This is a genomic window from Lysobacter enzymogenes (assembly GCF_023617245.1).
GTDB classification, from domain to species: domain Bacteria; phylum Pseudomonadota; class Gammaproteobacteria; order Xanthomonadales; family Xanthomonadaceae; genus Lysobacter; species Lysobacter yananisis.
In genome coordinates this window covers 2814625-2827344 of sequence record NZ_CP067396.1, presented here as the reverse complement: position 1 = coordinate 2827344, position 12720 = coordinate 2814625, and the positions used below count along the sequence as shown (strand labels likewise).

13 protein-coding genes and 2 pseudogenes are annotated in these 12720 nt (G+C 71.9%); 10 read left to right on the top strand and 5 right to left on the bottom strand.

Annotation, left to right across the window (positions count from 1 at the left end):
• Positions 1 to 33 precede the first annotated feature (33 nt).
• The 3 genes from JHW41_RS11910 to JHW41_RS11900 all read left to right on the top strand — a co-directional run bounded on the left by JHW41_RS11910 (position 34) and on the right by JHW41_RS11900 (position 2522).
• The gene (locus JHW41_RS11910) at positions 34 to 978 is read left to right on the top strand and encodes a hypothetical protein (RefSeq protein WP_057950118.1); all 945 of its coding nucleotides are present in this window, start codon (positions 34 to 36) and stop codon (positions 976 to 978) included.
• Positions 979 to 1091: 113 nt separating this feature from the next.
• The gene (locus JHW41_RS11905; protein ID WP_250450204.1) at positions 1092 to 1871 is read left to right on the top strand and encodes a DUF4097 family beta strand repeat-containing protein; all 780 of its coding nucleotides are present in this window, start codon (positions 1092 to 1094) and stop codon (positions 1869 to 1871) included.
• 105 nt (positions 1872 to 1976) lie between these two features.
• Positions 1977 to 2522 carry a YggN family protein gene (locus JHW41_RS11900; protein WP_250450202.1) on the top strand — a complete coding sequence of 182 codons (546 nt, stop codon included), beginning with the start codon at positions 1977 to 1979 and terminating at the stop codon, positions 2520 to 2522.
• Between the two features lie 42 nt (positions 2523 to 2564).
• Here the strand turns inward: JHW41_RS11900 and yiaA are convergent, their stop codons facing one another.
• The 3 genes from yiaA to JHW41_RS11885 form a co-directional block, all read right to left on the bottom strand.
• Complete coding sequence (gene yiaA, locus JHW41_RS11895; protein WP_078998423.1) at positions 2565 to 2996, bottom strand: inner membrane protein YiaA; 432 nt, start codon at positions 2994 to 2996, stop codon at positions 2565 to 2567.
• 574 nt (positions 2997 to 3570) lie between these two features.
• The gene (locus JHW41_RS11890; RefSeq protein ID WP_057947760.1) at positions 3571 to 3750 is read right to left on the bottom strand and encodes a hypothetical protein; all 180 of its coding nucleotides are present in this window, start codon (positions 3748 to 3750) and stop codon (positions 3571 to 3573) included.
• A gap of 536 nt (positions 3751 to 4286) precedes the next feature.
• On the bottom strand, positions 4287 to 5660 hold the full coding sequence (locus tag JHW41_RS11885; protein ID WP_057950119.1) for a class II fumarate hydratase: 1374 nt from the start codon (positions 5658 to 5660) through the stop codon (positions 4287 to 4289).
• A 492-nt stretch (positions 5661 to 6152) separates the two neighbouring features.
• Here JHW41_RS11885 and purB point away from each other — a divergent pair, with 492 nt between their 5' ends.
• From purB to JHW41_RS26935, 3 genes and pseudogenes are all read left to right on the top strand, one after another.
• Entirely contained in the window at positions 6153 to 7529 is a 1377-nt protein-coding gene (gene purB / locus JHW41_RS11880) for an adenylosuccinate lyase (protein ID WP_250450200.1), read from the top strand.
• Positions 7530 to 7818: 289 nt separating this feature from the next.
• On the top strand, positions 7819 to 8754 hold the full coding sequence (gene bla, locus JHW41_RS11875; RefSeq protein ID WP_250450198.1) for a subclass B3 metallo-beta-lactamase: 936 nt from the start codon (positions 7819 to 7821) through the stop codon (positions 8752 to 8754).
• A 35-nt stretch (positions 8755 to 8789) separates the two neighbouring features.
• A pseudogene (locus JHW41_RS26935) lies at positions 8790 to 8843 on the top strand (DUF6053 domain-containing protein); the annotation flags it as partial.
• Here JHW41_RS26935 and JHW41_RS26930 read toward each other — a convergent pair.
• Positions 8819 to 8872, bottom strand: a pseudogene (locus tag JHW41_RS26930) (DUF6053 domain-containing protein); the annotation flags it as partial. The pseudogenes JHW41_RS26935 and JHW41_RS26930 overlap by 25 nt on opposite strands.
• A 110-nt stretch (positions 8873 to 8982) precedes the next feature.
• Here JHW41_RS26930 and JHW41_RS11870 point away from each other — a divergent pair.
• From JHW41_RS11870 to JHW41_RS26925, 4 genes are all read left to right on the top strand, one after another.
• A complete protein-coding gene (locus JHW41_RS11870; RefSeq protein ID WP_250450196.1) occupies positions 8983 to 9381 on the top strand; it encodes a VOC family protein in 399 nt (132 codons plus the stop codon).
• Between the two features lie 187 nt (positions 9382 to 9568).
• Entirely contained in the window at positions 9569 to 10825 is a 1257-nt protein-coding gene (locus JHW41_RS11865) for a cupin domain-containing protein (protein WP_250450192.1), read from the top strand.
• A gap of 8 nt (positions 10826 to 10833) precedes the next feature.
• The gene (locus JHW41_RS11860; protein ID WP_323808482.1) at positions 10834 to 11742 is read left to right on the top strand and encodes a GNAT family N-acetyltransferase; all 909 of its coding nucleotides are present in this window, start codon (positions 10834 to 10836) and stop codon (positions 11740 to 11742) included.
• A 106-nt stretch (positions 11743 to 11848) separates the two neighbouring features.
• On the top strand, positions 11849 to 11929 hold the full coding sequence (locus JHW41_RS26925) for a DUF6053 domain-containing protein (RefSeq protein WP_428995540.1): 81 nt from the start codon (positions 11849 to 11851) through the stop codon (positions 11927 to 11929).
• 22 nt (positions 11930 to 11951) lie between these two features.
• Here JHW41_RS26925 and JHW41_RS11855 read toward each other — a convergent pair whose 3' ends face one another.
• Positions 11952 to 12434, bottom strand: a complete 483-nt coding sequence (locus tag JHW41_RS11855; RefSeq protein WP_250450190.1) for a hypothetical protein — start codon at positions 12432 to 12434, stop codon at positions 11952 to 11954.
• Positions 12435 to 12720: the final 286 nt, after the last annotated feature.

The following is a 12720-nucleotide window of genomic DNA, read 5'->3' as shown; positions in this document are numbered from 1 at the left end:
GCCGCCGCGATCTCCCCGTCGCGGGTCTTCCTGATGCTGCTCAAGCGCGAATTCTGGGAACACCGCGGCGGCTTCCTGTGGGGCCCGCTGATCGCCGGCGCCATCGCCATCGTCTTCACCGTGCTCGGCGTGATCGGCGGTTCGGTGCTGTTCCGCAAGGTCGCCAACGAACACGGCGAAGGCATCAACTTCGAGATGAGCGGCGGCGAGATCGGCCGCGCCGGCAGCATCGGCGACGCCGCCCTGGCCGGCGGCCTGGGCATGGTCTGCCTGGTGTTCGTGTTCGTGGTGTTCTTCTACGCGCTGGGTTCGATCTACGACGAACGCAAGGACCGCAGCATCCTGTTCTGGAAGTCGCTGCCGGTCTCCGACACCCAGGCGGTGCTGTCCAAGCTGGTGTGGGCGCTGCTGCTGGCGCCGCTGCTGGCCGCGGCGATCGGCCTGGCGGTGGGCCTGGTGATGTGGGTGTTGGCGTGGCTGGCGGCGGTGCTCAACGGCTTCCCCGGCGCCGGCGCGATCTTCACCCAGGCCCATCCGTTCCGGTTGCTCGCCGAGTTGGCGGTGTCGGTGCCGGTGTACGCGCTGTGGGCGCTGCCGACCGTCGGCTGGCTGATGCTGTGCTCGGCCTGGGCGCGCAGCGTGCCCTTCGTCTGGGCGGTGGTGATCCCGCTGCTGGCCTGCGTGTTCGTCAGCTTCCTCGACATCATGCCGGGCATCGAGATCCCGCACGGCGCGATCTGGTACACGGTGGCGCTGCGCGGCCTGCTCAGCGTGGTGCCGGGCACCTGGTTCCTGCACGAGCAAATGAACGGCGACGCGCAACAGGCCGCGCTCAAGGGCACCGAAGCGCTGAGCCAGCTGGATTCGGTCAACAGCCTGCACGTGCTGGCCACCGCCGACCTGTGGATCGGCGCGGCGCTCGGCGCGGCGATGATTTACGCCGCGATCCGCCTGCGCCGCTGGCGCGACGACGGCTGAGCCGCCGCGGGTCGGCGGGGCCCCCGGTCGCGATCGAACGCGACCGGGCTTTCAACCCTGCCGGCCCCCAGCGCATCCCAGCCTTACCTTTCGTTCCTGCCCAGGACCTCGCCATGCGCTTCTCGCCTTCCTCTCGCCCCCTGCTCGCCCTGCTCTGCGCCGCGCTGTTGCCCGGCGCGGCCTTCGCCGCCGACCGCTGCGACAACGCCCAGCCGCGCAATCTCGCGCTCGATCTGCGCGGCGTGGAGGCGGTGGTGTTCGAGATCGGCTCCGACGACCTGATCGTGGAGGGCGGCAACGGCGCGCCCGCGGTCGCCGGCCATGCCTGCGCCAGCAACCCCGCCGACCTCGCCGGCCTGACCCTGAGCCAGCGCCGCGAAGGCAACAAGCTGGTGGTGACCGCCGAGCACGCCAAGCGATTCGGCCTGAACTTCAACGGCCAGCGCTACATGCGCCTGCACGCGAGCGTGCCGCAGAACCTGCGCGTGCAGCTCAAGGTCGGCTCCGGCGACGCCTCGGTGCGCAACGTCGCCGCGCTCAGCGCCGACGTGAATTCCGGCGACATCGCCGTCGAGAACGTGCGCGGCCTGACCGTGGCCTCGGTCGGTTCCGGCGACATCGTGCTGCGCGACATCGGCCCGCTGCAGATCGTCAGCCTCGGCTCGGGCGACCTGAAGGCGCGCAACGTCGGCGGCGACGTCAGGATCGGCACGGTCGGTTCCGGCGACGTCGAGCTCGACCAGGTCGCTGGATCGGTCACCCTCGACCGCATCGGCTCGGGCGATCTGGAAGTCGACGGCGTGCGCGGCGACCTGCGCGTGGCCCGGGTCGGCAGCGGTTCGGTCAAGCACCGCGGCGTGTCCGGTCGGGTCGACGTGCCCAAGCAGGACTGATCGGCGCGCATCGATGCGGGCGGCGCGCCGTCCGCATCGATGCAGCAAGCTTCGTCCGCCTTTTCCTCTCTTTTCCGATCACGCGCTTCGTCCGGAGCCCTGCCCATGACCGCCCGCACCGTTCCCGTCGCCGCCCTCCTCGCCGCCGCGCTCGCGGCCGCCTTCGCCGGCGCCTGTTCGCGCCAGCCCGACGGCGGCGTGCAGGTGTCGGTGATCGATCACATCTCGATGGACGGCGACAAGGTGCTGTTGCGCGCCGCCGGCCGCAGCGCGCAGATCGGCCCCGACGGCGCCATCGCCATCGACGGCGGCGCGCTGGCGCTGACGCCGGCGCAACAGGCGCTCGGCCGCGAGTTCTACCAACAGGCCACGGGCATGCGCCGCGACGGCGCCGCGATGGGCAAGGCCGGCGCGGCGATGGCCGGACAGGCCCTGAGCACCGTGGCCCGAGACCTGCGCGACGGCAACACCGACCAGACCGAGGCCAAGATCCAGGCCGAAGCGGCCAAGCTGGAAGCCCAAGCGCTGCAACTGTGCCAGCGCGCGCAGGCGCTGCGCGACGCGCAACAACGGCTGAGCGCGGCGTTGCCGCAGTTCGAACCGTTCGCGCGCCTCGCCGCCGGCGTCGGCGACGACTGCCGCCAGCGCTGAGCGGAACGCCGCGACCGGCCGCCGGCCGGTCGCGGCGCCGGATCAGTCGAAGCTGCGCTCTTCCACCCGTTCGCCGCCGTCGCCGCTGTCGCGGGTGTTCTTCTGCACCGCGATCGCCGCGAACAGGCTCATCGCATAGGCCATGGCGTAGAAGCCCTTCTCGCTGAAGGCGAGCTCGGCGTTCCACAGGCCGACGAACAGCAGGGTCAGCGCGGTGACCACCGAGAACCAGGCCAGGCCGTAGTAGATGTTGGTGACCGGGATGCCTTCCATCCGATCGCGCACCGACTTCTGCACCGACACGGCCGCGAACAGGCCGTACAGCAGCAGGGTCAGGTAATAGCCCTTCTCGTTGAGCTGCATCGTCGACGCGTTCCACAGGCCGACCAGATAGGCCAGCGAGCCGAGCAGCAACGCGCCCCACGAGGCGCCGACGAACGCCGCGGTGGGCTTGCGGGAGATGGCACGGTTCATTGCATCGCTTCCTTGAGTGAGTAGCGGCCGGCGCACGCCAGAGATCCGCCGCCCGCGCGGGCGGCTTGCCGTGCGGACGCTCCCAGCCCGCGCCGGCACTATGCCAAGCGCCGCGGCGGCTGTCATCCGCGCGCCGGCGGGCGCCGCGCGGCGTTGTGCAGGCGCGGCACACGCCTTACGCCATGCGCGGCCAACAATACCGGCGCGGATACCCTGCGCGCGGCCGGCCAGCGGCACGCGCGATACAGACGTTTTCACAAAAACGGGCGTCGGCGCGATGCGCTCGCGGACGTCGCGGCGCTGCCGCGGCCTGCGTTGCCAGCAGGCAGGCGCCTGCGGGAAGAAACAAAACCCCGCACGCTCACAAAATACGTGCGAAAAACCGGAAATCCGGTCGACGGGGCGGCAGCGAACCAGCGCGCCCGGACCGAAATATCGCTCGGCGAGCCAAGATCGCCCGCTCCAACGCCGCCCCGGCCACCGGCCGAGCGCCGGCCCCGGCGCATGCGGCGCGGCCGCGCGCCGTCGGCGGCGCGCGGGCCCGGACCGGGCGATCCCGGTCCGGGACGCTGCCTCAGTGCGCGGTGCGGACGCTGGCGACGGCGACCTTGGCCGCGTCCACCGCGGCCGGAGCCGCGCGTGCGCTCAGGTCGACATGGGCGTCGTCGAAGTAGGGAATCGACTGCGGCTTGCAGGCGGCGCAGGCCAGCAGCGAGACGATGGCGGCGTACCGAAGGAAACGATTGGACTTCATGAGCGAGGCTCCATTAGTTATGGCTGGCCGGGCGGCCAGGGGCTGCGGGGAAACTCGTGCGCGCGCCGCGTCCTGCGTCGCGCGAACGACAGTTACTTCAAACCCGCCGCGGCTGATCCGTGATGACCGCAGGGTTACCGCTCAATAACCCCGCGCCCGCGCCGGACCGCGACGGACGTTTTACGGCGGCCGAAACCGCCGGTTTCCGCGGCGATGCCTTACCGCGGCATCGCTGCGGGGTCGCGGGCTTGGACGCCGGCGCGGACCGCGCCCTCGCACGGTCCGGCGGAGGCGCCGGAGAATCCGGCCGCACCCGCGTTGCGGCGCCCCTGCCCGCCCCGGTTGGAATATTATCCGCGCTCGCGCTTGGATATTCCTCCCGAACCGCGAGGATATACAGGCGCATGCGCCTGAAAATCCCACGCCGGTCGCGAAACTAAATGCTGGAACATTCTGCGCCGAGGTTTCCCCCGCCTGCAGCGCAGCGATCGATGCGATTGTGCATCAAATCGCGCGCCGCGCGAACGCCGCCGCGCTCAGCCGCCCCCGCCGCCCCCGCCGGCGCGGATGCCGCCGCGGGTCAGCGCGGCCGGATCGAGCAGCTTGCGCAGCTGTTTCTCGCTCAAACCGCTGTCCTGCAGCGCCACCTCCAGCACCGGCCGGGCTTCCTTGTAGGCGCGCTTGGCGATCGCGGCGGCCTTCTCGTAGCCGATGATCGGATTGAGCGCGGTGACCAGGATCGGGTTGCGGTCCAGCGCTTCGCGCACGTGCGCCTCGCGCACCTTGAGCCCGGCGATGGCGCTGTCGGCCAGCAGCGGCATCGCGCGCGCGAGCAGGCGGATCGAATCGAGCAGGTCGTAGGCGATCAGCGGCAGCATCACGTTGAGCTGGAAATTGCCGCTCTGCCCGGCGATGGTGATCGCGGTGTGGTGGCCCATGACCTGGGCGCAGACCATCGCCATCGCTTCCGGAATCACCGGATTGACCTTGCCCGGCATGATCGAGCTGCCCGGCTGCAGCGCCGGCAGTTCGATCTCGCCCAGGCCGGCGAGCGGGCCGGAATTCATCCAGCGCAGGTCGTTGGCGATCTTGGTCAGCGCCACCGCCAGTGCGCTGAGCTGGCCGGACAGTTCGACCGCGTCGTCCTGCGAGGCCAGGCCCTCGAACTTGTCCGCGGCCGATTCGAAACGCACTCCGCCGGCGGCGCTGAGCGCCTTGGCCACGGCCTTGCCGAAGCGCGGATCGGCGTTGATGCCGGTGCCGATCGCGGTGCCGCCGATCGGCAGCCGGCGCAGCCGCCGCAGCGCGTCTTCGATGCGCTGCTGGGCCGAATCCAGCTGCGCCGCCCAGGCGCCGAACTCCTGGCCGAAGGTCAGCGGCATCGCGTCCATCAGGTGGGTGCGGCCGGTCTTGACCGTGCGGCCGAGCTCCTTGGCGCGGCGCTCGATGGTCTTGCGCAGGTGCTTGAGCGCCGGCAGCAGGTGCTCGTGCACCGCCAGCGCCGCCGACACCCGGATCGCGGTCGGGATGGTGTCGTTGGAGCTCTGGCCGAGGTTGACGTGATCGTTGGGGTGGATCGCGTGCTTGCCCGAGCGCGAAGCCAAGGTCGCGATGACCTCGTTGGCGTTCATGTTGCTCGAGGTGCCCGAACCGGTCTGGTAGACGTCGATCGGGAACTGCGCGTCGAAGCCGCCGTCGGCGACCTCGCGCGCGGCCTGGGCGATGGCCTCGGCCGCGCCCGGGTCGAGCAGGCCGAAACCGCCGTTGACCTGCGCCGCGGCCGCCTTGACCAGGGCCAGCGCGCGGATGAACTCGCGCGGCATCGGCTGGCCGGAGATCGGGAAGTTCTGCACCGCGCGCTGGGTCTGCGCGCCCCACAAGGCCGCGGCCGGGACGCTGAGTTCGCCCATGCTGTCGTGTTCGAGGCGGTAGCCCGCGGCCGCGCCGCCGGTCTTGCCGGCCGCCGCGCGTTCGCCGCGGGCCGGGGTCTTGCGTTTGCTCGCCATTGCCAACTCCGTTTGAGTCGTAGGGGACGTTCGTCGAATAACGTGCGCGGCGGCATCGCCGCGCATCGCCGTGATCGGTCCGCACGCGCGCCGGAGGTGTCGAGATCCCGGGCGCGGCGGCCTGGCTGGCTGGATTCCGCTGGCGGCGCCCATGATCGCCGCGGTCGCGACGGGCGTCGAGGCCGGCAAGGGTTTCCGCCCGATCATGCAGGGTGCGGCTGTCGCCAGGGTGCGGCCCCTGCAGGAGCGGCGCGAGCCGCGACCGCGGGGCTTCGCATTCGCGGCGCGACCTTGCGACCCCGCGGTCGCGGCTCGCGCCGCTCCTCCAGGGCGCTGCGGGCACGTCCGGGGCCCAGGGGGTAGAATGCGCGACTGTTTTCCTCCCCACTGCGTGCCATGTCCGCCGACTCCCAGACCACCCTGCTCGCCCTGTCCCCGCTCGATGGCCGCTACGCCGGCAAGGTCGACGCGCTGCGGCCGATCTTCTCCGAATTCGGCCTGATCAAGGCCCGGGTCAAGGTCGAGGTGGAATGGCTGCTGGCGCTGGCCGACGAGCCGGCCATCGTCGAACTGGCGCCGTTCTCCGCTGCCGCCGCCGCGCGCCTGCGCGCGCTGGCCGAACACCTCTCGGTCGAGGACGCGGCGCGGGTCAAGGAAATCGAGCGCACCACCAACCACGACGTCAAGGCCGTGGAGTACCTGATCAAGGAGCGGCTCAAGGACGACGCCGAGCTCGGCCCGGCGCTGGAATTCGTCCACTTCGCCTGCACCAGCGAGGACATCAACAACCTCAGCTACGCGCTGATGCTCAACCAGGCGCGCCAGGACGTGCTGCTGCCCAAGCTCGACGAACTGATCCAGAAGCTGCGCGCGATAGCGCACGAACACGCGGCGCTGCCGATGCTCTCGCGCACCCACGGCCAGACCGCATCGCCGACCACGGTGGGCAAGGAGATCGCCAACGTGGTCGCGCGCCTGCAGCGCCAGGGCGAGACCCTAGCCGGCGCGCTGATGCCGGGCAAGATCAACGGCGCGGTCGGCAACTACAACGCCCACGTCGCCGCCTACCCGGACATCGACTGGACCGCGTTCTCGCAGCGCTTCGTGACCTCGCTGGGCCTGGACTGGCAGCCCTACACCACCCAGATCGAGCCGCACGACGGCATCGCCGAAGTCTGCGACGCGCAGCGCCGCATCGACACCGTCTGCATCGACCTGTGCCGCGACGTGTGGGGCTACATCTCGCTGGGCTATTTCAAGCAGGCGGTCAAGGCCGGCGAAGTCGGCAGCTCGACCATGCCGCACAAGGTCAACCCGATCGACTTCGAGAACGCCGAAGGCAACTTCGGCATCGCCAACGCGCTGTTCGAGCATTTCGCCGCCAAGCTGCCGATCAGCCGCTGGCAGCGCGACCTGACCGACTCGACCGTGCTGCGCGCGCTCGGCACCGCGTTCGGCCACGCCCTGATCGGCTTCGACGCGCTGCTGCGCGGGCTCGGCAAGCTCAGCGCCAACCCCGAGCGCCTGGCCGCCGACCTCGACGCCGCCTGGGAAGTGCTGGCCGAGGCCGTGCAGACGGTGATGCGCCGCTACGGCCTGCCCAATCCCTACGAACAGCTCAAGGCGCTGACCCGCGGCCAGGGCATCAACGAAGCCTCGATGCGCCAGTTCATCGCCTCGCTGGATCTGCCCGAAGCCGACAAGCAGCGGCTGTTGGCGATGACGCCGGGCAGCTACGTCGGCCTGGCCGAAAAGCTGGCGCGCGAGATCTGACCCCGCTCGCGGCGCGGCTGCGCCTTGCTCCCTGTAGGAGCGGCGCAAGCCGCGACCGCGAATCTTCGGCTGCGGCGAAAACGACATCCGCGCTGCGGATCGCCGGCGGCGACACGCCCTTCGCCGTAACCGTATTGTCGCGGCCGCGGCTCGCGCCGCTCCTGCAAGAGCGGCGACGCCGGCGCGCGGATGCAAAAATCCTGCTTTGCGCAGCCACGATTTCTTTTTGCTCCGCGCCGCGCGCGAATCGGGGATAGTGGTCGCCTCTTCCCCCGCAAGGATTCCGCGCATGCGCTTGCCCGCCGCCGTGTTGGCCGTTTCGATCGCTTCCTCGCTGCTCGCCGGCTGCGCCAGCGCGCCGCAACGCGGCGATGCGCATGCCGCGGCCACGGCCACGATCGCGCCCTGCCCGGACAAGCCGAAGTGGGGCGATCCCACCGCGCCGCGGCATATCCACGGCAACACCTGGTACGTCGGCACCTGCGCGATCAGCGCGATCCTGGTCACGTCCGAGGCCGGCCACATCCTCATCGACGGCGCCATCGACAGCGCCGCGCCCGGCATCGAAGCCAACATCCGCGCGCTCGGCTTCGATCCCGCGCAGGTGCGCTACATCCTCAATTCGCACGAGCACATCGACCACGCCGGCGGCATCGCCCGGCTCGCGCGCGATACCGGCGCGCGCGTGGTCGCGCGCGAACCGGCGGCGACGGCGCTCGAACGCGGCAAGGGCGACCGCGGCGATCCGCAGTTCCTCACCGTGGCGCCGTTCGCGCCGGTGCCCTCGGTGCAGCGCATCGGCGACGGCGACACCGTGCGGCTGGGCACGCTGGCGCTGACCGCGCATGCGACTCCCGGGCACACGCCCGGCGGCACCAGCTGGACCTGGCGCTCTTGCGACGCTGCCGGCCAATGCCGCGACATCGCCTACGCCGACAGCCTCACTCCGTTCAGCGACAAGGTGTACCGCTACAGCGACGACGCCGCGCACCCGGGCGCGCTGGCCGCGTACCGGCGCGGCATCGAGACGGTCGCCGCGCTGCCGTGCGAGATCCTGCTGACCCCGCATCCGAGCGCCAGCGACATGTTCCAGCGCATGGGCCCGCAGGCGAGCAAGCCGCTGGTCGATACCGGCGCCTGCCGCGCGTATGCCGCCGGCGCCGCCGCCAAGCTCGATGCGCGGCTGGAACAAGAGCGCGCGCAGCCCGCTCCCGCCGCGCACTGAGCCGCGGCGTTAGGCCTGCGGTCGCGACGGCCCTTGTGGGAGGGACTTCAGTCCCGACGCTTTCGTGTCGGTTCGCCGCGATCGGTCCGAAAAGCGTCGGGACTGAAGTCCCTCCCACAGTCGCAGCACGCCGCACCCGCCCGCACCATCGCACCTCAGCACACCACGCCCACACCGCCTTAGCGTTCGCCCGCGCACACTGCCCGCATTCGTCCGCGGAGCCCCGCGATGCATCTGCTGATCAATCTCGACGTCCCCGACCTCGACGCCGCGCTCGCGTTCTACACCCGCGCCTTCGGCCTGCATGTCGGCCGCCGCATCGGCGGCGACGCGATCGAACTGCTCGGCGGGCCGGCGCCGATCTACTTGCTGCACAAGCCGGAGGGTTCGCTCGGCGCCGGCGACCAGGCCCGCGGTTATGCGCGGCACTGGACGCCGCTGCATCTGGACGTGGTGGTCGAGGATCTCGACGCGGCCCTGGCCAGCGCGCTGGCCGCCGGCGCGCGCCAGGAAGGCGAAGCGCGCAAGGCCAGTTGGGGGCGGATCGTGCAGTTGTCCGATCCGTTCGGGCACGGCTGGTGCCTGCTGCAGTTCCTCGGCCGCGGGTACGACGAAATCTCGGGATGAGCGGTCCGCGTTCGCCGGCGCTCAAGGCGCGCGCGGCCCGGGTTGCCTCGCCCGCGTAGCGGCGCGGTCGCGGCATGCGCCGCGCCTGCGGGCGGGCCGCGCGGCGCGCGACCGGGCCGGACGCGCCGACGGTGCGCGCGATGAGCGACAATACGGCTTTCCGCGCACGCCGCCGCCGCTGTCCGCCATGGCCAAGAAAACCGCCCCCGCCTTCCCGATCGAGATCGACGTCGCCCGCCGCCCGCCGCTGGGCATGAGCCCGGCCGCGTTCCTGCGCGATTACTGGCAAAAACGCCCGCTGCTGATCCGCAACGCCTTCCCCGGCCTGCAGTCGCCGCTGCAGCCCGAGGACCTCGCCGGCCTGGCCTGCGAGGAGGGCGCGCTGGCGCGGCTGATCCAGCACGATCGCGCGCGCGATCATTATTCGGTGCGCCACGGGCCGTTCGAGGAATCCGATTTCCCGGGCCTGCCGCGGCAGGACTGGACGCTGCTGGTGCAGGACGTGGACAAGTGGGACGCCGACGTCGCCGCGCTGCTGCCGGCGTTCTCGTTCCTGCCGCGCTGGCGCATCGACGATGTGATGATCTCCTTCGCCGCGCCCGGCGGCTCGGTCGGCGCCCACGTCGACCAGTACGACGTGTTCCTGCTGCAGGGCCAGGGCCATCGCCGCTGGCAGATCGACGCCAGCCCCAACCCGCCGCAGGACTTCCGCAACGACGCCGAACTCAAGTTGCTGCGCGAATTCGAGCCCAGCCACGAGTGGCTGCTCGGCCCCGGCGACATGCTCTACCTGCCGCCCGGCGTGCCCCACCACGGCGTCGCCGAGGACGCCTGCCTGACCTTCTCGATCGGCATGCGCGCGCCGTCCTCGGCCGAGCTGATGGGCGACTACATCGACACCCTCGCCGCCGACGCCGACGAGGCGCTGCGCTACGCCGACCCGGACCTGGCCCCGCCGCGCGACCCCAACGAGATCGACGACGCCGCCATGCAGCGCGCGGTGCAGGCGCTGAACGCCTTGCGCATGAACGATCCCGACCGCCTCGGCGACTGGTTCGGCCGCTTCATCACCGTCTACCGCGCGGCCGGCGAAGTCTCCGCCGGCGGCGCGCCGGCGCCGGCGCGGGCCGAACTGGAATTCGCCCTCGACCAGGGCGCGACGCTGTGGCGCCATCCGTGGTCGCGCATGGCCTGGCGCCGCGCCCACGCCAAGGGCGGCGCCGCGCGCCTGTACGTCAGCGGCCAGGAGTTCGCGCTGCCGGCGCGGGACGCGCAGGCGCTGGCGGCCGCGGCCGAACTCGACCTGGCCGGCTATTCCGCCCTGTCCGCCGCCGGCCGCGACTGCGTGCTGGCGCTGGTCGCCGGCGGCCATTACCGCCTCGGCCGCGACGACCAGGACGACGCCGACGGCTACGACGGCGAAGACGGCGGCGAAGAGGAATGAGCGCGCCCGTGCCCGCCCTCGGCTTCCGGGTGATCGCGGTCGAGGATTACGCCGCCGCCCAGCCGGCCCTGCGCGCCGTGCGCGAGGCGGTGTTCGTGCGGGAGCAGAACGTACCGCTGGCGCTGGAACTCGACGCCGAACGCGACCCGCAGTGCCAGCACGTGCTGGCCTTCGACGAATCCGGCGAGCCCATCGGCACCGGCCGGCTGACCCCGGACCGGCGCATCGGCCGCATGGCGGTGCTGAACGCCTGGCGCGGCCGCGGCGTCGGCGAGGCGCTGCTGGCGGCGCTGCTCGAACGCGCCCAGACGCTGGGCTGGCGCGAGGTCTCGCTGCACAGCCAGGCCAGCGCCACCGGTTTCTACGCCCGCCACGGCTTCCTGCCGTTCGGCGAGCGCTTCGTCGAGGCCGGAATCGAGCACGTGGCGATGTACCGCCTGCTCGGCGCGCCCAATCCGGTCGACGGCCGCGAGGCCGCGTTGGCCGCCCTGACCGGAATCCTCGCCCAGGCCCGCCGCGGCCTGTGGATCTGCAGCCGCGAACTCGATCCCGGCCTGCTCGACCGCGCCGAGGCGGTGGCCGCGCTGCGCCGCTTCGCCGTCGGCGGCGGCCAGGTGCGGGTGCTGCTGCACGACCCGGCCGCGCCGCAGCGCGCGCTGGCGCCGCTGATCGGCCTGGCCCAGCGCCTGCCGACCGCGTTCGAGTTCCGCGCGATCGAGGAAACCGTCGACCAGAACGATCCGGCCGCCTACCTGGTCAACGACCGCGACGGCTGGTACTACCGCCCGCTCGGCCATCGCTTCGACGGCGAGACCCGCATCGACGGCGGCCCGCGCGCGCGCCAGCTGCGGGCGCGGTTCGAGCCGGTCTGGGAACGCGCGCGGCCGTGCACCGAGTTGCGCGCGTTGGGGATCTGATGTCGGAGCCCTGATGCTGGGGCTTTGATGCAGGGGCTTTGATGCTGGGCCCTGGATGATGGGGCCCTGATGCCCCGAATCCGATGTGGGAGGGGCTTCAGCCCCGATGCTTTTGTCCCAGATCGCCGCGACCCGAAAGAAGAGCGTCGGGGCTGAAGCCCCTCCCACAAAAGTCAAAAACCTTTAGCGGCCGGACCCGGACCCGGCCGTCACGGACCGCAAGCCTTCGCCACCGTCACCTTGCCGCCCGCCGCCAGCTCGAACCGGCACGCGACCTTGACCCGGCTGTCGTAGGTCGCCACCCCGCGCAACTCGACCCGCACCCCGGCCGCGGTCCGGGTGAGCTTCGGCGGCCCCAGCGAGTAATGCCCGGGCGCCACCAGCTCGGCCTCATGCGCGATCCGGGCCAGGCCGTCCTCGCCGCCGTCGCTCTTCCACTGCGCGCGCACCCCGGTGGAGACGTGCTCGAAGCCCTGGCTGGCCACGATCACCCGATACACGCCTTCGCCGGCGCCTTCGCCGGCGGCGTCGCTCCAGCGCCCGCCCTGCACCACCGCCTCGACGTTGGCGCCGACCGCCGCGGCCGCGTCGGCCGCCCACGCCGCGCCCGGCGCGCCGAGGCAGACGCCCAGGCCCGCCGCCAACCACAGTCCCGCCGCCCGTCCGCGTCCCGTCGCGTTCGCTGCCCGCATGCCCGGCTCCTCGCTGTTCGTCGTCGCCCCCGACCGGGGCCCGACACCAGCCTAGCCAGCCGGCGCCGTCGCGCACAATCGCCACGCCGCCGCGCGTCGGGCGGGGCTGAAAGCGATTCCAGCCGCGCCGCAGCGGCGGCAGCCTGAGCGCGGCCTAAACCGCGGCCCGCGCCGCGCCGGCTTGAAAGCCCGCGCCGCCGGCCGCAAGAAAATACCCGCTGGCGCCATCGCGCAAGCCGCCTTGCCGGAACGGTCCGCTCGCCGGTCCGGTCCGGTCGGGCGCCGG